Below are 21,329 nucleotides of genomic sequence, written 5' to 3'. Positions count from 1 at the left end.
TTCTTCGGGTCCCAGCGTCGCCGGGGAGCGGCCAAAGTGCTTCGCGAAGGCGCCAACTTGCTGCAGGTACGCGCGTTGGGTATTGGCCGAGAGATTGCGAACGCGCATATCCTCGACCATCCGCTGACGTAGGGGTGTCATGGCAGGACTCCTTTCGGGATGAGCAGGTGCGGTGAATTGCACTGTCATCGTCGCACCCGGAAAGGAATGCCCGCGGCGCCGGCCAAGACGGGGACGTCGGCCAGCCACCATACCGCGTCAGCGGTTTAGTTCAATGGCCTTTATCACATAAAAAAGGAGACCAATACCTTGAACTTGAATCTGGACTTGCAGAGTTCGGTGACGACCGGTGTGGCGCTGCTCGGCGCAGCGCTGGGTGTCATGAACACCTGGAACACGATCAGCCAGCGGCGCGCACGCCTCAGGGTTTGTCCGGCATTTGCGTTTTCAGTGCCGCACGGACATCCGGGGTTTTCCATCGAGGTCCTCAATCTCAGCAGTTTTGCCATAACGATCTCAGAGGTCGGATTCATGTTGCGGAATGGTCGTGGAAAGCGGTTCAGGGTCCCGCAGCCCCAGGTCTTTGACGGCAAACCCTGGCCGCGCCGGCTCGAACCGCGCGAAGCGGTATCCGTGTATTTCGCTATAGAGCCGGTGATCGAGCGATCGAAAAGCCTCGGGAAGGCCTATGCGCGCACAGCTTGTGGTGAACACATCAAAGGGGATAGCCCGGCTCTCAATCAGATTCGAAAAGAGTCATGGGAGTAGTTTGATGCTTGAATATCGCAAAAAAATTGTGCAAGAAGTGGCCGCTTGCATCTGCGACCGATGCCAGAAGCGCATGGAACCCGACGATCACGATTCCGGCTGGCATGAGCGCGTGTCGCTGTCGTTCCGGGGCGGCTTCGGCTCGATCTTCGGGGACGGCAGCGAGGTCAGCGTTGACCTTTGCCCGCAGTGCGTCAGGGACACGCTCGGCGCGTGGCTGCGCATCACGCCATCGGAGCCTGATGGCCTGACGTATCAGGACCGGCTTCGGTCGGAATGGGATGGTCGCGAAGCCGACCGGCCACGCCCGCCTTCCGGGCCAGCGGGTGGTGACGACGCATGAACTACCTGACACCGTTCGCAGCGGAGGTGTCTGTGCCTGCGCTGGTCAGCGCAGCGGGAGAACGCGCCGGCATCCGCTTTCTCGAATTCTTCGCTTCGGCAATCCGCAACCCGCACACGCGGCGTGCGTATGCACGCGCTGCGGGGGATTTTCTCGCGTGGTGCGCCAGCGCCGGCGTGACGTCGATTACTGCGGTGCAGCCGCTGCATGTCGCCGCCTGGATCGAGCGGCAGACGCAGACGCACTCGGCGCCGACCGTCAAGCAGCGGCTCGCGGCGATCCGCCACCTGTTCGACTGGCTCGTCACGAGCCAGATCGTCCCGCACAACCCGGCCGCGTCGGTGCGGGGTCCCAGCCACACCACCAAAAAGGGCAAAACGCCGGTACTCGATGCCGCCGAGGCGCGGCAACTGCTCGACAGCATCGATGTGACCACGCCGATCGGCTTGCGTGACCGCGCTGATTGCGCTGATGGTGTTTTCGTTCGCGCGGGTCGGTGCGGCGCTGGCGATGCGGGTGGACGACGTCTATGTGCAGCACCGGCGCCTGTGGGTGCGCCTCCGTGAAAAGGGTGGCAAGCGGCACGAGATGCCCTGTCACCACACGCTGGAAGCATATCTGCACGCGTACCTGGAGGGCACCGGTATCGCCGGTGAACCGAAAGGACCGCTCTTTCGCACGGTCGCGCGCGGCACCGGGCGGCTCAGCAGCACCCCGTTGCCACAGGCGAACGCGTATGCGATGGTGCGCCGGCGCGCGCTCGCGGCCGGCATTGCCACGGCGATCGGCAACCATACGTTCCGCGCGACCGGTATCACCGCCTACCTGAAGAACGGCGGCACGCTCGAGAACGCCGCGGCGATGGCGAACCATGCGTCGACGCGCACCACGCAGCTGTACGACCGGCGACACGACGAGATCAGTCTGGACGAGGTGGAGCGGATCCGCGTTTAACGGCGAGGCCTCGCAGCAAAGGGGTATTTATACGCACGCCAGACGCGGCTCGAATGTCGCTGACCGACCCGCAGCGGTCACTAAATATGCTCTGAAGCGGACGTTCGCCGGGGCAACGTTGGGTGAGTGGCGATTCGGGTTAGGTTTCGCGCTTGGCCTCGAGCGTGCGCACGGCGGACAGCGGCGTCTGGCCAGAGGCAGCCTCTACACGTCGTTCTGGATGTAGTCTGCAGCGAGGCGCGCGCCCTCCGGCACAGGAAGCTACGTCACTGGCTGGAGTGGCGTGTCAGTGTTCGAGCGCGTAGATGGTGTTTTGGAGGCGGCCTAGCAAGTCATCGTAAGTGATGATGTCTATCATGTTCGCGTACTTGCGCTTGATGATTTCAAAATCGAGTTGCTGGCCATCAGTCATCTTCTTACCGCCAATCCGGCCGCGGCCGACGATAATGATTGCCTTCGGATTGGATATCCGGATATCCAATCCTGGAGGAAGTTCGGAGGCGTAGGCCTTCGTGAGGGCGCGCTCTCCGTCGACACCCCATTTCGACAAGTGGAAGAGATACTTCTCTGCCTGCATGACGCTACCGGTCAACTCGGCAGTCGGAATGTTGTTGCCTCGGTACAGTCCTTGGCGAAGAATTTTGTCTTCGAAGGGTTTTTTGAGTTCAATGACGTCGAGGTTTCCGCTCGCGTCCACTAGGCCGATGTCGATATATCGCTTGGACGTTTTACCCGACTTGCTGTAGTAGTCGTTAATTGTGATGTTTTGAAGCACCCTGATGTACTTTGGAAACAGCAGTAGAAGGAATGAAACCATCCGCTGTTGCCATTCTTTCTCGGACAGGTTCTTGCCGGTCAGCAGACTCTGTTGAATTTCGTCATGGATAAGGCGGTACTTAAGGACCTCCTGTTCCTTCAACGCTTTGAGTTCCGGCGGATTTTCAGCAGATAAGGCTCCGTTCAGCGCTGACCTCTTATCGAGGTAGGACTCATAAAGCCCCCGTGCATCCTTCATGCCGTCCACATACTGCGAGAGGATGGTGTGAACGCGTGCAGCAGCGTAGCGATTAAGCTCGTGTGTGGTCGGGAATTTCCTGAGCAATTCCTGATAGACGGGCAGCGGAATGTTCCCGGCGCGGCCGCCCCCGATAACAATAGGCTCGTCGTTATCGAGAAGATCGGAGAGTCGCTTCATAATTGAGACATTTCGTTCGGCGACAAAGACCGAACGTTTTAGCCGAAGCTCGCGGCTTACGAGCACATCTCGCTCGATAGAAAAGACACTGCCGGGGATTCGCAAGTACTCGTCTTCAAACGTGCCAAAGCGAAATGTATAGACGTACTCAGTAAAGTCCGTTTTGTTGGTGGGCGGATTCTTGAGGTCCGCTTTTTGAAAGGAGAATACGCGAGATACCTCCGTGGACTTCCCGCTCTTCATTTCCTCCCAGACCCACTGATGTTGAGTGCCAAACTCCGGCTGGTAGTCGAAATCGACGCCGGTCTTCGTGGTACGGAAATCCAACATGTTTGCCCTCAGTGCGAGATGATTTCGCGTCTAGTTGTGGGGTACCAAAGATTCTGGTTCAAAGTACCCATTTGAACGAGTGCGCCAACAATAGAATGGCCAATTGCGCCTCCACGGAACCCGCCGCGCTCGGCACGCCACTAGTGAAGGCTCCGGCTGCGCCGGCCTCCAGACCAACGTCGGATGGCGATCGTGACGGTGAATGGCCCAGTACTCAAGGCATTAGTCGTAGTGAAGGAGGCTCTTTGATCTGCGGAACTTACCGAGCTCTCCAGCCCAAACTCGACTCACTTCGAGAAGGGTGTATGCCAGTGGGCGGAGGCTTTCTGGCGTGAAAAACGAATTCTCTGGCCCTAGATCCCGATTGATGAACTCGAAAATGTTGCCATGACAGATATTATTTCTCTGGCGTACGATCTCCACATCTAGGCGATCGGGTTTGGAAGTTGTAAGTTTCTTTAGAAAATCACTTTCCCCGGGAAAGGCTAGTGCGCTCACCGGCATCCCTATGTCTGAAGCATTAACAATGAGCTTATTGCTGAGAACGCGGTAGGGGGACAACTCGTCCAAGGGTTTACCAGGTTCAGCTCCAGTTACTTGTGCGATGGTGACGCGCAGACTCGCCTCGATCCCGTTTAGCAATGAGGATGCTCCTGGAACGTAGTATTCGTTCCGAATCGCGTCTACGCCCTGAACAAAGAACCAATGAAATTCGGCCGCGCAGAGTGACTCGAAGAAGTGGCTGCGTTCCTTCGCCCAAGCGGCATTCTTTTCGAAGTGTTCAATGACGTGATCGGCATGGCTCTTCTCCATCTTGCATCCTGTTAGATATAAAGGACAATCAGGTAGTTCTAGGCAACAGGATTGTCAGCAATCTAGCCACATATGTCGAGCGTCCGCTCCTGGCCGATAGTGTTGAAAAACTCCGTCACTAGGACTTTAGCGAAGTTTTTCGGGGGACCTATTACCCCTAACCGATGCTCACGAGCCGCTTGTGGAGCGATCTGAGAGGTCGATTTTTCACGAGCCGATTCTACTGCGCGAGAAAAGGAGTTTTTCAACACTATCGGCCGGACTGCGCCTGACTGTGGCCGGTCCCCGTCGGTGATCGCGGGGCCGGTTTTGCTTTTTGTCGGTATATGAGGCGTTACGTCAACCCCGTCAGCACCAGCCTAGCGTGCCTGCACGGGATGGCGGCAGGTTAAGGTCAATCAGATGCGCTACTTTGAATTGGGTGTGCGGGACTCGAACCCGCACACATCCTTGCTGCAAAAGGCTCTCCGGGTGCAGTAAAAAAAACTGTCATTCCTAAATCGGGCATGGGATGGATTACGATTACACTCGCCGCGCCTGATGGGGGGATAGCTCGGATGGGAGAGCGCGGCGTGCGCAACGCCGACGTCGGGAGTTCGACCATCTTTCCTCCACCAAACACGGTCATGACCATAAGCCCCGAACTGGCTGAAGAACTGCGGCGGATGGCCCTTATCAAGGCCGACCAGCGACGGCAGAAAGCCATCTGGCAGGAACTGCGCGAGCTGCGGGCCAAGCTGCGCCCGATTGATCGCGCGTGGTCCGATACGCGGCTCGCCCTGAAACAATACGAGTGGGATTACACGCACGTGGTCCCGCAACTTCAGGAGCGGGAGGACCAGCTGCTGGATGAGATGCGCCCATTCCTCCGGCAGATTGACACACTGGAGAAGGAGGCCCGGCGGCTGGACCGCAACATACGCAAAGCGCAGCAAGCTAGGCAGCGCACGCCGGCAGGTCCGGCCGGATCGAGCACACGTACGCCTGCAAGCCGTTGAGCTTGTCTATTTTCCGTTGGTTATCACCGGCAACCCCGAAAGCGCGGGTGTCGAGTGCTAGTCAAGAAAACGGTCGATTTATGAACAGATAGAAATTTATGTTCCAGAGAGTGTGGATTGCGGACCTTCGTGCAAGTTTTCCCGTCAATCTTTCAATGTGTCGCAACCGTCAATTAATCAAGGCATAAAGCGCACTAGTCCTGACCTACGATCAGCACCTAGGCAAGCCATAGATCGGAGCGCGGCGACTTTTTTTTTTCGCCTCGCGCGCTCGTCGTGTACGAGTACTGCCTTGCCTTGCACATCAGGTGTTATGCCAATTACGGGCGGCCGCGAGCAAGCCGTGTTGTGGATAGCCATGCAGGCTGGATATCTGAATCGCAAGCATGACCGACCACCCGGCCCCACGGTCATGTGACGCGGATTCCTCGTATTGCACGAAATCAGGAAGATGTATCTGCTCTTCAGGCAAAACGAATAGCACGATCACTCAACTTGTGGGGAATCTTGAGGTGCTTTACGGGGGGCTGCAGGGGTGGTGGTTACCCGCAGCCTATACCACAACCACTCCATATAAGAAATTCTTTGTCAGGTATATTCGAACGGATATAATTTGAAATTGAGATCCACGGCCGGGACCAGTACTCAGCTGCCGCACGTGGCCTGATCGAGAACGCGGTCGAAAGTAGCGCCCACCTGGTACGGGTTGAACGGGAGATGACGATGCCTCGCAAGGCAATTTCTGGAGCCACGGGTAGCTTGCTGGTTGATCTCGAGTTAGCGGATGCGGAGGAACTTTCGGCAAAAGCTGTCCTCGCGATCAAGCTCAACGAGTTGATCGAGAAGCGTGGTCTGAGCCAGACAGAAGCCGCGAGTATCACCGGTATGACGCAACCGAAGGTGTCGCAGGTGCGACGATTCAAGCTCCAGAACATCTCACTCGAACGTCTGATGCAGGCGCTCGTGTCGCTCGATCAGCACGTAGAGATTGTCGTTCGCCCTGCGCGCCGCGCTCATGGCGCAGGCATCACCGTAGCTGCGCGATGAGGTTCGCTTACGAAGACCTGAGCGACGGACAATTCGAGAACCTGATCGTGTTCTTGTGTCAGCGCCTGCTTGGCATTTCCGTGCAGGGGTTCGCCAAGGGACCCGATGGCGGACGGGACGCCAAGTTTGTCGGAACGGCCGAACTTCATCCCAGCAAGGCGGCACCTTGGGTCGGTACGACTATCATCCAGGCCAAGCACACTAACGGCTACAACCGCAATTTCTCTGAATCTGATTTTTTCAGCACGACGGCGGCGAACACGGTGTTGGGTAAGGAGATCCCGCGTATCAAGAAGCTGCGCGAAAGCAAGCAACTTGACCACTACATGCTGTTTGCCAATCGACGTCTGGCTGGCAATGCCGAGAGCGAGATACGCGCGTATATTGCTGCCCAATGTGACATCCCGGAATCGTCAATCCACCTATGTGGCCTCGAGCATCTGGAGGTCCTGTTGAAGACCTTTCCGGACGTTCCGGAGAAGGTGAACCTCGATCCGGTGGATTCGCCATTGATCGTGAGTCCCGATGACCTTGCCGAAGTTGTCCAGGCGCTCGCGCGGCAGCGGAGTGGGGTATCGGATGTCCTTGACGACCCGCCGACCACGCGTGTGACGTACGAGCAGAAGAACGCGCTCAACAACATGACCGGTGAGTATGCGAAAGCTCAGCGCCGACGTTATCTCAAGGAAACTGCACAGATCCGCGCATTTCTGGCCGCGCCCGAGAACCTCGAATTGCTGCGAATGTATGAGTCGGTAGTCGACGAGTTTCAGCTCAAGATCATCGCAAAGCGCAAGGACCACCAGACCTTCGACGCGGTGATGGAGTACCTGGTGGACTTGCTGTTCAACCGTGATCCTATACTGCGTCAGCACGCGCACAAGCGACTTACACGTGCGGTGCTGTTCTACATGTATTGGAACTGTGACATCGGGGAGGTGGATGATGCTGCGGCCGAGTAAGCACTCTCACCCAGACCGCACGGTCATCAACGTGTCACTCCTGTTGCTGGCGCGCCTCAAGGCGCGCCGCGTGGACGAGTACGACACCTTGCGCAAGTATGCGAAGAAGGCCGTGATTGGGGGCGACGTGCTGTTTCAACCAGCGCTGAACTTTCTCTTTCTGATGGGACTGATCGACTATCGCCCTAAGACTGACGCCGTAGAATACGTGGGGCCAAATGAAGCTGTCTAGACTCTATTCGAACAAGGCCGACCGGTTTGAGCCCGTAGACTTCGAGTCGGGCTTGAACGTCGTTATGGCGGAAATTCGCTTGCCTGAGAATCGCAACAAGGACACGCACAACCTAGGCAAGACTACGTTGGGGCGGTTGCTTGATTTCGCCTTCCTCGCAGGACGCGACTCGAAGTTTTTCCTCTTTAAGCATTTCGACTTGTTCAAGGACTTCGTCTTCTTTCTTGAGGTCGAACTGCAGGACGCGTCGTACGTGACCATACGCCGCGGTGTCGAAGAGGCAACCAAAATCAGCTTCAAAAAGCATCGGGCTGCACATCAGGATTTCTCTACGCTACCGCTGCAGGAGTGGGACCATCAGGAAGTTCCGTTCGAGCGCGCGCGCGATCTTCTGGATGGCTTACTTGATTGGCGCGTGCTCAAGCCCTGGTCGTACCGAAAGGGCTTGGGCTATCTGCTACGTTCGCAAGACGATTTTCGGGACATGTTCCAATTACGGAAATTCGCTGCCGCGCACGCTGATTGGAAGCCGTTCCTTGCTCACATACTAGGTTTCAACGCAAGCCTGGTGGCCAAACACTACGAGAAGGAAGAGGAACTGACGAAGAAGCAGTCCACGGCACAGACCATCAAGAATGAGTTGGGCGGGTCCATCGAGGACATTAGCAAGACAGAAGGTATCCTGCTACTCAAACAGAAAGAAGCCGAGAAGAAACAGAAGCTTCTCGATGCGTTCGATTTTCGCGCGCAGGACAAGGATCGGACCAAGCAATTGGTCGATGGCATCGACGAACGCATCGCGGCGCTCAATGGCGAACGTTATTCGCTAAATCAGAATAGGAAGAAAATTGTTGCGTCGCTGGAGGAAGAGCAGATCCAGTTCAATCCAGACGAGGCTGAGCGGCTATTCGAGGAAGCCGGCGTGCTGTTCAGGGGGCAGGTAAAGAAGGACTTCGAGCAGTTGATTGCATTCAACAAGGCGATCACAGACGAGCGCCGCGTGTACCTCCAGGAAGAGCTCAGTGAGGTGGAGGCCGACTTGAAGCGCGTCAACGCAGAACTCAGCGTGCTCGGCAAAAAGCGTTCGGATACGTTGTCTTTCCTGAGCGGCACGGACGTTTTCAGCAAGTACAAGCAGGTTTCCGATGAAATGGTGACACTCAGGGCGGACATCACGTCGCTGGAGCGGCAACGCGGTTTCTTGCATAGGCTGCAGGAGTTGCGCACGGAAATCCGCACGTTGATGGACGAGCGAGGGCACCTACAGACACAGATTGAGGCCGACGTTGAGAAGCAGAACTCGGACCAAACCAGCCTTTTCTCTGCTATCCGGCTATTTTTCAGTGAGATTGTTGAAGAGGTAATTGACCGCAAGGCTTTGCTCAGTGTCTCGCCGAACCAGGCTGGTCATCTCGAATTCAAGGCAGAGATCCTTGATGAGTCTGGCAATGCCACGAGTGCAGACTTGGGACACACCTATCGCAAGTTGCTGTGTATCGCCTTCGACATGTCGTTGCTACGCGCTTATCTCGATGACAAGTTTCCGCGCTTCGTCTATCACGATGGCGTTTTTGAGTCGTTGGATGATCGCAAGAAGGAGAACCTCCTGGAGGTCATTCGTCGGTATGCCGAACTTGGACTCCAGCCTATCATCACCTTAATCGATTCGGACTTACCCACGCGGGCGGAAAAGCAGGGCTCCGTGTTTGATGAGAGCGAAATCGTGCTGCGGCTGCATGATGAGAGTGAGCAGGGTCGTTTGTTCAAGATGGCGGCCTGGTAAGCGCGGTAAGAACCTGACCGCCGCGAGCAATAGAGAATAATGAAGATCGCGGTGGCGGACACTTTGTAGGTCGAGGTGTTTTCAAGGCTTGCACCGAATCTGAGAAAAATGAGGAAATTCCTGCGATGATGAAACTCGACCAACTCCAGCCCAACGCCGCCATACGCGGCATTGTCCCCGATGCGCTGGTGACGGTCGTCAACGTCCAATGGTTCGGCTCCGAGGCGCTGGAGATTACCTACAAAACGGCATCAGGTAAGGTTGCCAACGAGTTGCTTTACCGTCACGATGAGTCGCGGTTGGAATTGGTCGAACTTGGTAGGCCGTGGAGCTTTGACGGTGACGGCGCGCTCTTCCGTCTGGTGTCCGAGGCCCAGCGCATCCGGCTTGCGCATTTGTTTGACCCCGTCCTGGCAGTGCACACTTCCGTTGTCGATCCTCTCCCACATCAGATCACGGCTGTGTATGAGTCCATGCTCCCCCGTCAGCCGTTACGCTTCCTATTGGCGGACGACCCGGGTGCCGGCAAAACCATCATGGCTGGACTGCTTATCAAAGAGCTGATCGCCCGTGGCGATCTGCAACGCTGCCTGATCGTCTGCCCTGGCAGCCTCGCGGAACAATGGCAGGACGAACTCTATCGACGGTTTCACCTGCCCTTCGAGATTCTGACCAACGACAAGCTGGAAGCGGCGCGTACCGGAAACTGGTTTCTCGAGACCAACCTGGTGATCGCTCGCCTGGACAAACTGTCGCGCAACGAAGATGTGCAACAGAAGCTTCAGGCGCCCGATTGCCGCTGGGACCTGGTGGTCTGTGACGAAGCACACAAGATGTCCGCCACGGTGTTCGGCGGTGAAGCCAAATACACCAAGCGCTATCGGCTGGGGCAACTACTCTCGACCCTGACCCGGCACTTCCTGCTGATGTCGGCGACACCGCATAACGGCAAGGAAGAAGACTTCCAGCTTTTCATGGCGCTGCTGGATGGAGATCGGTTCGAAGGGCGTTTCCGGGACGGTGTACATACGGCGGACGTGTCCGACCTCATGCGCCGCATGGTCAAGGAAAGTCTGCTCAAGTTCGACGGCACGCCGCTGTTCCCCCCGCGGATTGCCTACACCGTACCTTACATGCTGTCGGATGCCGAAACCCACCTCTACAAAATCGTCACTGATTACGTGCGCGAGGAATTCAATCGCGCTGAAGCACTGGAAAATGACAAGAGGGCTGGCACCGTCGGTTTCGCGCTGACCATCCTGCAACGGCGGCTGGCCTCTTCGCCGGAGGCTATCTATCAATCGCTGCGTCGTCGGCGCGAACGTCTTGAGAGCCGGCTACGAGAATTGGAAGTCCTTCATCGTGGAGGACAGGCGATGCCCATCTTGGCGGCATCACTGCCAGCCTTCGACAGTGAAGACGTCGAGGACCTGGAAGAAGCGCCCGACACTGAAGTCGAGGCTGCCGAGGAGGAAATCCTCGATCAGGCAACCGCAGCTCGCTCCATTGCCGAGCTGCGTATCGAAATCGAAACCCTGAAAGGGCTGGAAGACCATGCCATGGTTGTGCGCCGCAGTGGCACCGATACCAAGTGGCGTGAACTTGCCAGTTTGCTCGGTGAAATTTTCGCCACGGTTCCTTTGGATCAGCAAGTCACCGGATCTGGCGCGGGCGCGATTCCCCCGCCCAAACCATCCCCCCACCAGAAGCTGGTCGTCTTCACCGAGCACCGCGACACGCTTAATTATCTGGAGCAGCGTATCACCACGCTGCTTGGTCGCAGGCAGGCAGTCGTCGTCATCCACGGCGGCATCGGCCGCGAGGAGCGCCTAAAGGTACAGGAATCCTTCAGGCACGACCCGGAGGTGCAAGTACTGTTGGCCACCGACGCAGCGGGCGAGGGCATCAACCTCCAGCGCGCGCACCTGATGGTCAACTACGACCTACCATGGAACCCTAACCGGCTCGAACAACGCTTCGGCCGTATCCACCGTATTGGCCAGACCGAAGTGTGCCACCTGTGGAATCTGGTAGCAGACGGCACACGTGAAGGCGATGTCTATCGCAAGCTGCTGGAAAAACTTGAACAGGCGCGTCAGGCGCTGGGTGGCCAGGTGTTTGACGTCCTAGGCAAGCTCCAGTTCGAGGGCAGATCGTTGCGCGATCTGCTGATCGAGGCCATCCGCCATGGTGAAAAGCCCGAGGTTAAGGCTTACCTCACCACCGTGCTCGATGCCGCTCTCAATCGCAGCCATCTTCAGCGGCTTCTCGATGAGGGGGCACTGGCTCACGATGCCATGGACGTGAGCCAGGTACAGCGTATCCGGGAAGACATGGAGCGCGCCGACGCAAGGCGTCTGCAACCCCACTACATCGAATCATTCTTTCACGAAGCCTTCAGGCAACTCGGTGGCACGGCGAAACAGCGCGAAACCAGACGCTACGAAATCACCCACGTTCCCGCTCCAGTGCGCAACCGGGATCGCCTTATCGGCATTGGCGAACCTGTGCTGCCGCGTTACGAACGCATCGCCTTTGAAAAATCCCTCGTGGCGCCGCAGGGCCAGCCGCTCGCAGCCTTTGTTTGCCCTGGTCACCCACTGCTCGATGCCGTCATCGACCTCACCTTGGAGCGCAATAGAGATCTCCTGAAACGCGGCACCGTGCTAGTCGACGAGCGAGACCCCGGCACCTCGCCGCGTGTAATTTTCTATCTGGAGCACGTCATTCAAGATGCCGGCGTTGCCCGTTCAGGTGAACGCCGCGTCGTATCCAAGCGCATGCTCTATGTCGAACAGGATGCCCAAGGTGTCACGCGCCACGTGCACTACGCGCCTTATCTCGACTACCGCCCCTTGGCAGCGAGCGAACCGGATATCGAGGGCATCCTCGATCGGGAAGAATGCCAGTGGATTAATCGCGATCTGGAGCAGAAGGCGCAGGCTTATGCCATCGCCAACGTCGTGCCGGAACATCTGGCGGAAGTACGTCGCCACAAGCTCGGACTCATCGCCAAGACTGAGGCAGCGGTAAAAGAACGGCTTACCAAGGAAATCACCTACTGGGACCATCGCGCCGAAGAACTCAAGCTGCAGGAGCAGGCCGGAAAACCAAATGCCAAACTCAACTCCGGCGAAGCCCGCAAGCGCGCGGACCTCCTGCAAGGAAGGCTGCAAAAGCGGCTCGAAGAGCTGAAGCTCGAAGCGCAGCTCTCGCCGCTGCCTCCCGTGGTGCTGGGAGGACTACTGGTGGTGCCAATAGGGCTGGTCAACGCCATGACCGGGCCGGCAACGCTTACGCTCAGCGCGCCGACTGCACCGGTGGATACCCAGATCAACGCCGCGCGTGCCCGTGCCATCGTCATGGAGATCGAACGTAGCTTGGGTTTTGAGCCCGCCGACCGCGAATTTGAAAAACTCGGCTACGACATTGAAAGCCGTGTCCCCGGCACCGGCAAGCTGCGCTTCATCGAAGTGAAAGGGCGCGTGTCCGGGGCCCCGACCATTACGGTCACGCGCAACGAGATTCTTTATTCACTCAACAAGCCGGAAGACTTCATACTCGCCATCGTCGAATTTACTGGTGAAGACACGCATCAGCCCCACTACCTGCGTCAGCCCTTCCAGCGCGAGCCGGACTTCGGCGTGACCAGCGTGAACTACGATTTTTCAGAACTGATCGCCAGATCGAATGCTCCATCATGACCTATAAGAAGAAGCTCATCGAAGTTGCCCTACCGCTGGAAGCCATCAATGTTGCCAGCGCGCGCGAGAAATCGATCCGGCACGGCCATCCGTCGACGCTACACCTGTGGTGGGCACGGCGGCCCCTGGCAGCTGCGCGGGCGGTAATCTTTGCGCAAATGGTGGACGACCCCTCGGCGCATCCGGACATCTTCAAAACTGAAGAAGCGCAAGAACAGGAGCGTCATCGGTTGTTCCGCATCATTGAGGAACTGGTGAAGTGGGAAAACAACACCAATGAGGCGGTCCTGCAGCAGGCGCGTGACGAGATCTGGCAGAGCTGGCGCTATACGTGCGCCGAGAACGCCGCCCATCCGCGTGCTGAGGAACTATTTAACCGCGACAAACTTCCCGCCTTCCACGACCCCTTCGCCGGCGGCGGCTCCTTACCTTTGGAAGCTCAGCGGCTAGGGCTGGAGAGCTACGCTACTGACCTCAACCCGGTAGCGGTAGTCATTAACAAGGCAATGATCGAGATACCGCCGAAATTCGCGGGGCGTCCGCCCGTAAATTCCGAGGCACAGAGACAAAAAGCGCAGATGGACCAAACTTGGGCCGGTGCGCAGGGTTTGGCCGACGACGTACGTTACTACGGCAAGTGGATGCGCGACGAAGCCGAAAGGCGCATTGGTCACCTCTACCCCGACGTAGAAGTGACTGCAGATATGGCTCGAATTCGGCCCGACCTGAAGCACTATTTGGGCAAGCGTCTAAAGGTAATCGCTTGGTTGTGGGCGCGAACGGTAAAGAGTCCAAACCCAGCTTTCGCGCAGGTGGAGGTACCACTCGCGGCTACCTTCATGCTTGCGACCAAGCCGGGTAAAGAGGCGTACGTTGAACCGTTGATCAACGGTGATCGTTATAGCTTTACAGTAAAAGTGGGCTTGCCCACCGATCCGGAGACAACAAAAAATGGCACGAAGCTTTCCCGCGGAGCGAACTTTCAATGCGTCATGTCCGGAGTGCCGATAAGTAGTGACTACATCAAGGCGGAGAGTAAGGCTGGAAGGATGGGCACAAGGCTGATGGCAATCGTAACGGAGGGTGAACGGGAGCGCGTGTATCTGCCACCGACCGAGGAGATGGAGGCGGTCGCGCGCGAGGCGAAGCCAATGTGGAAGCCAGATCTTGCGATCTCTGGTACCTCACAATATCTCGGCGTAAAGCCGTACGGGATGGAGCAATTTTCGCAGCTCTTCACCGACCGTCAGATCGTCGCGTTAACGACTTTTTCTGACCTCGTCCATGAGGTTCGCGACCAAGTACTTTCGGACGCCAAGTCATTAGGCACAATTCCTGACGACTCTCGCCCACTTCACGAAGGTGGAACCGGGCCGGCGGCTTATGCCGATGCAGTGAGTGTCTACCTCGCCTTTGGCGTCGACAGGAGCGCCGACTTCTGGTGCAGTCTGTGCATATGGGCTAACCAGCCAAAAAACGAACTTGTTACGCATGTGTTCGGCAGGCAGGCGCTACCCATGACTTGGGACTTCGGCGAGGTAAACGTATTCTCAGATTCCGGAGGTAACTTTCTCAAGAATTTGGAGTACGTTGCGAAGAGCATTTTAATGAGCGGGTCTCTGCCAGGTACAGCAGCGCAGGCAGATGCGCACACCCAAGCCGTATCCGCCGGAAAAGTGGTCTCGACCGACCCACCGTATTACGACAACGTCCCTTATGCGGATCTCTCCGACTTCTTCTACGTCTGGATGCGCCGCTCCCTGAAACCGACTTTCCCGGACCTCTTCGCTACGCTGGCTGTACCGAAAGCTGAAGAGTTGGTTGCGTTCTCCTATCGCCACGCCGGGAAGGCCGGGGCGGAAGCATTCTTCCTCGACGGAATGACGCAAGCCATGCATCGATTGGCTGAACAAACGCATCCAGCCTTTCCAGTCACCATTTACTACGCGTTCAAACAAACAGAAAGCGATGGAGAAAGTGGCACGACGAATACCGGGTGGGATACCTTTCTCGATGCGGTGATTCGCGCTGGCTTCGAGACCACTGGAACCTGGCCGATGCGGACGGAAAGGCAAGGGCGGATGCGTCAGAATTCCTCCAATGCCCTCGCCTCTAGCATCATCCTCGTCTGTCGCCCACGGGCCGCCGAAGCGCCCACAGCGACGCGACGCGAATTTGTCGCTGCCCTCAAGGTAGAACTCCCCGCGGCGCTCGCACATCTTCAGCATGGCAATATCGCACCGGTAGATTTGGCGCAGGCTGCCATTGGACCTGGCATGGCGGTATATACCCGCTACGCCCGTGTCCTTGACGCCGAAGGAAAGCCTCTCTCGGTACGGCAAGCACTGGTACTAATTAACCAGACACTTGATGAGGCGCTCGCCGAACAGGAAGGCGACTTCGACGCGGACAGCCGCTGGGCACTTACCTGGTTCGAGCAGAACGGCTTTGCCGAGGGCGATTACGGTGTTGCCGAACAGCTCTCCAAGTCGAAGAACACTGCCGTGGCCGGCTTGGTTGAGGGAGGCATTCTTGTGTCCAAGGCCGGGAAGGTACGCTTGCTCAAACCCGCTGAACTTCTGGCGACCTGGGATCCGACGACAGATACCCGTCTCTCTGTTTGGGAAATGGTGCACCACCTGATTCGCGTGCTCGAAGCGGGTGGCGAAGGCGCGGCGGCAGTGCTGGTGGCCAAGCTGGGCAGCCGGGCCGAAACCGCGCGCGAGCTTTGTTATCTCCTCTATACCTTGTGCGAGCGAAAGAAGCGCGCAAACGAAGCCATGGCTTACAACGGTCTGGTGCAAAGCTGGCCGGAGATCACACGACTTGCCGGCGAAACGCCTCGTGCTGCTACGTCAGGTACTTACGATATGTTTGATCAGGAATAAGCAACCATGGCCACTACCAATCACGAGCGCGTCGGAAAGGCACTGGAGCTTCTAAAGGCTGGCTTGGCGCCGTTTGTCGAGCGCGAACTCAAAACAAAGTACGGGAACAACTGGGCGTTCGAAGTGAAGGACGTTTTGTCGGACACGCGCCTCGGCGCTGGCAAAAATGAGTCGCTCAGTGACGTCGCTGTTATGCTGGTGGTTATGGATCGCAAATGGAGCGATGTGTTTCGCCAGATTCTTGGCAAGACAGAACGTAGTTTGGTGAACGAGATTCAGGCTGTACGCAACAGCTGGGCCCATCAGGAACCCTTCTCCAGCGATGATGCCTACCGTGCTCTCGATTCGGCAGGGCGCCTGCTCTCTTCCATTTCCGCGGTTGAGGCGGACGACGTCGAGAAGATGAAGATGGAACTGTTGCGGGTGCGCTTTGACGAGCAAGCGCGCAACGACAAGCGCAAGTCGGCAGGCATCGCCATCGACAGCGGCGTGACAGCCACCCTCAAACCCTGGCGTGAAGTGGTGATGCCGCACGAAGATGTAGCCAGCGGTCGCTACCAGCAGGCTGAATTCGCTGCCGACCTCTGGCAGGTGCATCTGGGCGAGGGCACACCGGAATATCGCAACCCAGTGGAATTTTTCCGCCGCACATACCTGACTGAGAGCCTGAAGGAGATGCTCACAGGCGCAGTGCGGCGTCTCACGGTGGGTGGAGGCGACCCGGTAGTCCAGTTGCAGACCAATTTTGGCGGCGGGAAAACCCACTCGATGCTGGCGCTGTACCACCTGTTTTCTGGGATTGCGCCTACCGAGCTTGCCGGGATCGATGCGGTAATCTCAGGTGCCGAAGTTAGCGCGATTGCTACGGCCCGGCGGGTGGTGCTGGTGGGCAACAAGATTTCTCCGGGTAATCCGTCCACCAAGCCGGACGGTACGGTGGTGCGCACCCTGTGGGGCGAACTGGCTTGGCAATTGGGTGGAAAGAAAGCGTTCTCCCGTGTCAAAGCTGATGATGAAAATGCCACCAGCCCCGGAGACGTGCTGCGCGAACTGTTCAACGAGTACGGCCCTTGCCTGATTCTGGTGGACGAGTGGGTGGCCTACGCACGACAGCTGCACGACCAAAGTGACCTGCCAGCCGGCGGCTTTGAGACGCAATTTACCTTTGCCCAGGTGCTGACCGAATCAGCGAAGCTGGCCAAGAACTGTCTGCTAGTGATCAGCCTGCCGGCCTCAGACACGTCCGGCTCTCCGCACACCCAGGCTGATGACGTGGAAGTGGGCGGGACGCGCGGACGTGAGGCGCTGGACAGGTTGCGGAATGTGGTGGGCCGTGTCGAGTCTTCATGGCGACCGGCGACCGCGGAGGAGGGCTTCGAGATCGTGCGCCGACGGCTGTTTCAGCCACTGTCTGACCCGGCACAGTTCAGGGACCGGGATGTGGTGGCGCGCGCGTTTGCTGAGTTCTATCGCACCCAACAGGCCGAGTTTCCGCCGGAATGCAGGGAATCAGAATACGAGCAGCGGATCAAGATGGCGTATCCGATTCACCCGGAAATTTTCGACCGCCTCTACACCGATTGGTCCACGTTGGTGAAATTCCAGCGCACGCGCGGCGTGCTGCGCCTCATGGCGGCGGTGATTCACAGCCTTTGGGAAAAGGGCGACCGCAATCCGCTCATCCTGCCGGGCAACGTGGCGATAGATGACCCGCGCGTGCAGTCCGAATTGACACGTTACCTCTCGGACAACTGGGTGCCAGTGATCGAGAAAGATGTTGATGGCCCGAGTTCCCTGCCGCTGCGGCTCGACAGCGAGTTGCCCAATCTTGGCAAGCTCTCGGCGTGTCGCCGGGTGGCACGCGCCATCTATATGGGATCGGCACCGACCACGGCGGCCGCCCACAAGGGCATCGAGGATCGACGGGTGAAGCTCGGCTGCGTGATGCCAGGGGAGTCACCCGCCGTGTTTGGCGACGCCTTGCGCCGCATGGCCGGTGCGGCAACCTATCTCTATCAGGATGGGCCACATTACTGGTACTCAACGCAACCAACGGTCACCAAACTTGCAGAAGACCGTGCCGAGCAGTTCAAACGAGACCCCGACAAGGTGGCACATGAGCTGGAGCAGCGCGTGCGAAAGGATTTGGTGCGTATGGGCGACTTCAACCGCGTCCACCCCATGCCGCAAACGGGAGCGGATGTGCCGGACGATCTCGATGCGCGTCTCGTGGTGTTCGGCGTAGGTCAACCGTACAGCAAAGAGGGCGGCAGCGCTGCCGAAATTGCCGCCAAGGCGATTCTGGAAACGCGCGGAAACACGCCCCGCCTCTTCCGCAATACCCTGGTTTTTCTGGCTGCGGACAAGACCCGCTTGCAGGATCTAGACGAGGCAGCACGCAAGTACTTGGCGTGGGCGTCGATCCTGGCTGAGAAGGACCAGCTCAATCTGTCTCCGTATCAGGCGACCCAGGCCGAGACCCAGAAGACCGCCGCCGATAGCGCTGTCACCGCGAGGCTTCCTGAAACGTATCAGTGGCTGCTGGTACCAGTGCAAAGCAAACCGCAGGACGCAGTCACGTGGGAGGCGCTGCGACTGTCGGGACAGGATGCGCTGGCTGTGCGTGCCAGCAAAAAGCTGCGCACCGACGAGCTATATCTGACCAGCTTCGCTCCGACCCGTTTGCGCATGGAGCTGGATCGCATTCCTCTTTGGCGTGGCAATCATGTGCCCGTGAAACAGTTGGTCGAGGATTTTGCGCGCTATCTCTACTTGCCTCGACTCAGCAATTCCTCTGTGCTGCTGGACGCGATCCGGGACGGAGTGAGTCTGTTGACCTGGCCGCAGGATGGCTTTGGTTTCGCAGATAGCTTCGATGAGGACGCCAGTCGTTACAAAGGTTTGCGCGGTGGACAAATGGTGACGGTTACCGATGCTCATGCACCGGCGCTGGTGGTGAAACCGGATGTCGCGAGCAACCAGCTTGACGTCGAGCGCGTGGTTGCCGAACCGATCGGCGAACCTGGACTACCACCGGGGGATGGCGCAGGACCAGGATCCACTCCTCCAGATGAACCGCCCCCGGTGCCCGCAAAAGCTAAGCGCTTCCACGGTATGGCTGTACTCGATACGACCCGCGTTGGTCGCGACGCCAGCCGAATTGCAGACGAAGTTATCTCGCATCTCGCTGGGCTGGTCGGGGCGACGGTGACGGTGACCATCGATGTGGCAGCCGAAATACCGCAGGGTGCGCCGAACCAGGTGGTCCGTGCGGTGACAGAGAACATCCGGACGCTGAAGTTTACGCCGGGAAGCGGGTTCGAGGATGAGTAACCTGCGCGCGCGAGGCAGGCGCAAAGATGTGTGGAGGAAAATGATGGCGACAGCCTGGCGAGATTATGAACGGTTCATTCGCTGGCTTCACGAGCCCGATCGACGAGTTTCAGAGGACGCTCGCCGGTTCGCCAATTTGGCGCTTGCGAACTTCCATACGGTCGCGGAGACTTCGCGCCAGCGCAATCAGCGTTCCGAGGGCCTTGATATACGCATCTTTGACGTCTTCCTCGAATTTGGCTTGCGCGAGGGTGCTGTGAGCTCATTGGTTAGATCAGTAGCAGTGGAGGGTAGTTATCCCGTTATCTTCTTAGTGCCCCGAAAATTCGCAACGGAATTGCAGAGCAAGATTGCGAGCTGATTGGGGCTGTTAAGGATTGCTCATGGGGGCATTTCTGGGGGCATGACTTCCTGCAATCTGCTGAGGCGAGTTAAGTTACGCCAGCCTCTTTGCTAGGTCTTCGGCACGTGGATGGTAGTAACGCATCAACATGCGCGGGTCTTTGTGGCCCGTTATCTTTGTCAGCTCGTGCATGGGGAAGATCGACGCCAAGCGGGAGGTCGCCTCGTGTCGCAAGTCGTGAAATCGAAGGTCCGTCAGGAGCTTACCATCCGGCTTCAGCCTGGCCGCTCTGGATTCATCGACGTAAATCTTGCGGGCGCGCGCCACTGCGCGTTCGAAGGCTCTGGTAACGGCGTCGCTGCGAATCTCGAACACGCGGCCGGCGTCGTCCTCGCCACCTTCGGTCGTACCATCCTTGGCGTCATTCCGCGCGTCTTTCAGCGCCTGAAGCACCGCAACGGCGCGCGAAGACAGAGGCACGTCGCGGGCGTCTCCATTCTTCGTCGACGGTAGATGTACGACGCAGCGATTGAGATCCACGTGCACCCACAACAGGGATACAATCTCGCCTCGGCGCATCGCAGTTTCGACGGCCAGCCAGATGATGGACGGCAGCAGCGCCGAGTTGCTAGCCTTCACCACGCGTTCAAGCTCACCACCTCGCGCGCCGCGTTCCGACTCGAGTTCGTCGCCTTCTAGCGTACCGACAGGTCCATCATTGACAGCAATGCGCCGAGTGCGTGCGTTATTGGGCTGCGGCTTTCGCACCAGCTCGACCGGATTCGAAAGGCTTTCCATGCCCCATTCTTTGCGGGCGATGTTGAACACATGGGACAGGACCGCCAAGCGGCGCAGCACCGTCGCGGGCTTGTAGTCCTTCAGCCATTCGTCGCGGAGCTTCGCTACGTCTGCGCTACGGATCGTGGCTAGCGGCCGCTTTGCCAGGTCAACTGCCTTGCAGGTCTTTAAGACAGAAGATTCCTGCGCCGCCCCCTTCTTTGTCAGCGAGACTTCTTCCTCATAGCGTTTCAGCGCCTCATAGAGCGTTGTCGCCTCGGCCTCACTGCGGCTAACCCATACGCCGCGCGACATTTCCGATTCGATCATGTTGGCCCAGGCTTCCGCTTCAGCCTTGGTGGTAAAGGTCCTGCTTTGCGCTGGGTAGCCGCGCCGGCGTACCTGCGCTTCCCATTGGTATTGCCCACGCTTTCGGATGGTCGACATTTCTCGATGCTTGCTCGAACGGATTGTGGCAAGATTGTGGCAAATAATCCAGAAAAGCGCTAGAGGTCGCGTATTTGCTGATGAGGTTTTTACATTCGCAATGCGAAGGTCGGGAGTTCGATCCTCCTCCTCACCACGAATCTCATGAAACAGCGCACTACATCGGAAGATGTAGTGCGCTGTTTGCATATGGGCCCCGGCAAATTAGCGCGGAGCCCGGCCGCGAATCTCACCACTCAACTCGGCGCTTTCAATCGCGATTCAGGCGATCGCGCCGCAACCGCCAAAGTCAAACACCCTGCGCGCGCAAAAAAAAACCGCTCCACACCAGAGGGCGATGAGCGGACAAGATCGGAGAGTTACAACGACTACATGCGCATACATGGTAAGCGCCCGGTGATCCCAGGGGTTC

At 57.9% G+C, this 21,329-nt stretch carries 14 protein-coding genes, 1 tRNA gene and 2 pseudogenes; 13 read left to right on the top strand and 4 right to left on the bottom strand.

Features of this window, described 5'->3' with window-relative positions; translation table 11 throughout:
• Positions 1-120 (bottom strand): annotated as a pseudogene (locus tag BG61_RS40795) (integrase); the annotation flags it as partial.
• A gap of 189 nt (positions 121-309) precedes the next feature.
• Here BG61_RS40795 and BG61_RS34475 point away from each other — a divergent pair.
• The 3 genes and pseudogenes from BG61_RS34475 (at position 310) to BG61_RS34465 (ending at position 2,065) form a co-directional block, all read left to right on the top strand.
• Complete coding sequence (locus tag BG61_RS34475; RefSeq protein WP_035924701.1) at positions 310-768, top strand: hypothetical protein; 459 nt, start codon at positions 310-312, stop codon at positions 766-768.
• A gap of 4 nt (positions 769-772) precedes the next feature.
• Positions 773-1,111 (top strand): hypothetical protein, encoded by a 339-nt coding sequence (locus BG61_RS34470; protein ID WP_174479756.1) that lies wholly within the window; start codon positions 773-775, stop codon positions 1,109-1,111.
• Positions 1,108-2,065, top strand: a pseudogene (locus tag BG61_RS34465) (tyrosine-type recombinase/integrase). The gene BG61_RS34470 and the pseudogene BG61_RS34465 overlap by 4 nt, the downstream one beginning before the upstream one ends.
• A 286-nt stretch (positions 2,066-2,351) precedes the next feature.
• Here BG61_RS34465 and BG61_RS34460 read toward each other — a convergent pair.
• Both BG61_RS34460 and BG61_RS34455 read right to left on the bottom strand, forming a co-directional pair.
• The gene (locus BG61_RS34460; RefSeq protein WP_035924703.1) at positions 2,352-3,590 is read right to left on the bottom strand and encodes a Shedu immune nuclease family protein; all 1,239 of its coding nucleotides are present in this window, start codon (positions 3,588-3,590) and stop codon (positions 2,352-2,354) included.
• A gap of 222 nt (positions 3,591-3,812) precedes the next feature.
• Complete coding sequence (locus BG61_RS34455; RefSeq protein WP_035924706.1) at positions 3,813-4,403, bottom strand: hypothetical protein; 591 nt, start codon at positions 4,401-4,403, stop codon at positions 3,813-3,815.
• 542 nt (positions 4,404-4,945) lie between these two features.
• On the opposite strand from BG61_RS34455, the gene BG61_RS34450 reads away from it, so the two are divergent.
• From BG61_RS34450 to BG61_RS34410, 9 genes are all read left to right on the top strand, one after another.
• Positions 4,946-5,020, top strand: a tRNA-Ala gene (locus BG61_RS34450).
• Between the two features lie 9 nt (positions 5,021-5,029).
• Positions 5,030-5,401, top strand: a complete 372-nt coding sequence (locus BG61_RS34445; RefSeq protein ID WP_063741161.1) for a hypothetical protein — start codon at positions 5,030-5,032, stop codon at positions 5,399-5,401.
• A gap of 723 nt (positions 5,402-6,124) precedes the next feature.
• Positions 6,125-6,448, top strand: a complete 324-nt coding sequence (locus BG61_RS34440) for a helix-turn-helix domain-containing protein (RefSeq protein ID WP_035924736.1) — start codon at positions 6,125-6,127, stop codon at positions 6,446-6,448.
• A complete protein-coding gene (locus BG61_RS34435) occupies positions 6,445-7,410 on the top strand; it encodes an ABC-three component system protein (RefSeq protein WP_035924709.1) in 966 nt (321 codons plus the stop codon). The genes BG61_RS34440 and BG61_RS34435 overlap by 4 nt, the downstream gene beginning before the upstream one ends.
• Positions 7,391-7,642, top strand: coding sequence for an ABC-three component system middle component 8 (locus BG61_RS34430; RefSeq protein WP_232255946.1), 252 nt, complete (start codon positions 7,391-7,393; stop codon positions 7,640-7,642). Before BG61_RS34435 ends, BG61_RS34430 begins: the two co-directional genes overlap by 20 nt.
• On the top strand, positions 7,629-9,425 hold the full coding sequence (locus BG61_RS34425) for a DUF2326 domain-containing protein (protein ID WP_035924715.1): 1,797 nt from the start codon (positions 7,629-7,631) through the stop codon (positions 9,423-9,425). The genes BG61_RS34430 and BG61_RS34425 overlap by 14 nt, the downstream gene beginning before the upstream one ends.
• Before the next feature lie 125 nt (positions 9,426-9,550).
• Positions 9,551-13,129 carry a helicase-related protein gene (locus BG61_RS34420; RefSeq protein ID WP_035924717.1) on the top strand — a complete coding sequence of 1,193 codons (3,579 nt, stop codon included), beginning with the start codon at positions 9,551-9,553 and terminating at the stop codon, positions 13,127-13,129.
• Positions 13,126-16,017 (top strand): DUF1156 domain-containing protein, encoded by a 2,892-nt coding sequence (locus tag BG61_RS34415; protein WP_035924719.1) that lies wholly within the window; start codon positions 13,126-13,128, stop codon positions 16,015-16,017. The genes BG61_RS34420 and BG61_RS34415 overlap by 4 nt, the downstream gene beginning before the upstream one ends.
• A gap of 6 nt (positions 16,018-16,023) precedes the next feature.
• Positions 16,024-19,350 (top strand): Swt1 family HEPN domain-containing protein, encoded by a 3,327-nt coding sequence (locus BG61_RS34410; RefSeq protein WP_035924723.1) that lies wholly within the window; start codon positions 16,024-16,026, stop codon positions 19,348-19,350.
• A gap of 436 nt (positions 19,351-19,786) precedes the next feature.
• Here the strand turns inward: BG61_RS34410 and BG61_RS34400 are convergent, their stop codons facing one another.
• On the bottom strand, positions 19,787-20,917 hold the full coding sequence (locus BG61_RS34400) for a site-specific integrase (protein WP_035924728.1): 1,131 nt from the start codon (positions 20,915-20,917) through the stop codon (positions 19,787-19,789).
• Positions 20,918-21,061: 144 nt separating this feature from the next.
• On the opposite strand from BG61_RS34400, the gene BG61_RS43745 reads away from it, so the two are divergent.
• A partial coding sequence (locus BG61_RS43745; RefSeq protein ID WP_206540628.1) for a hypothetical protein occupies positions 21,062-21,329 on the top strand: 268 nt, incomplete at its 3' end.

It is taken from the genome of Caballeronia glathei (assembly GCF_000698595.1).
GTDB classification, from domain to species: domain Bacteria; phylum Pseudomonadota; class Gammaproteobacteria; order Burkholderiales; family Burkholderiaceae; genus Caballeronia; species Caballeronia glathei.
The sequence above is the reverse complement of the archived record's forward strand: the minus strand, read 5'-3'. Positions and strand labels throughout refer to the sequence as shown.

What these genes read in the sequence shown, in the direction of transcription:
- BG61_RS34470 (WP_174479756.1), top strand. Translation starts at nt 773, where the DNA reads ATGCTTGAATATCGCAAAAAAATTGTGCAAGAAGTGGCCGCTTGCATC.
- BG61_RS34460 (WP_035924703.1), bottom strand. Translation starts at nt 3,590, where the DNA reads ATGTTGGATTTCCGTACCACGAAGACCGGCGTCGATTTCGACTACCAG.
- BG61_RS34455 (WP_035924706.1), bottom strand. Translation starts at nt 4,403, where the DNA reads ATGGAGAAGAGCCATGCCGATCACGTCATTGAACACTTCGAAAAGAAT.
- BG61_RS34445 (WP_063741161.1), top strand. Translation starts at nt 5,030, where the DNA reads ATGACCATAAGCCCCGAACTGGCTGAAGAACTGCGGCGGATGGCCCTT.
- BG61_RS34440 (WP_035924736.1), top strand. Translation starts at nt 6,125, where the DNA reads ATGCCTCGCAAGGCAATTTCTGGAGCCACGGGTAGCTTGCTGGTTGAT.
- BG61_RS34435 (WP_035924709.1), top strand. Translation starts at nt 6,445, where the DNA reads ATGAGGTTCGCTTACGAAGACCTGAGCGACGGACAATTCGAGAACCTG.
- BG61_RS34430 (WP_232255946.1), top strand. Translation starts at nt 7,391, where the DNA reads ATGATGCTGCGGCCGAGTAAGCACTCTCACCCAGACCGCACGGTCATC.
- BG61_RS34425 (WP_035924715.1), top strand. Translation starts at nt 7,629, where the DNA reads ATGAAGCTGTCTAGACTCTATTCGAACAAGGCCGACCGGTTTGAGCCC.
- BG61_RS34420 (WP_035924717.1), top strand. Translation starts at nt 9,551, where the DNA reads ATGATGAAACTCGACCAACTCCAGCCCAACGCCGCCATACGCGGCATT.
- BG61_RS34415 (WP_035924719.1), top strand. Translation starts at nt 13,126, where the DNA reads ATGACCTATAAGAAGAAGCTCATCGAAGTTGCCCTACCGCTGGAAGCC.
- BG61_RS34410 (WP_035924723.1), top strand. Translation starts at nt 16,024, where the DNA reads ATGGCCACTACCAATCACGAGCGCGTCGGAAAGGCACTGGAGCTTCTA.
- BG61_RS34400 (WP_035924728.1), bottom strand. Translation starts at nt 20,917, where the DNA reads ATGTCGACCATCCGAAAGCGTGGGCAATACCAATGGGAAGCGCAGGTA.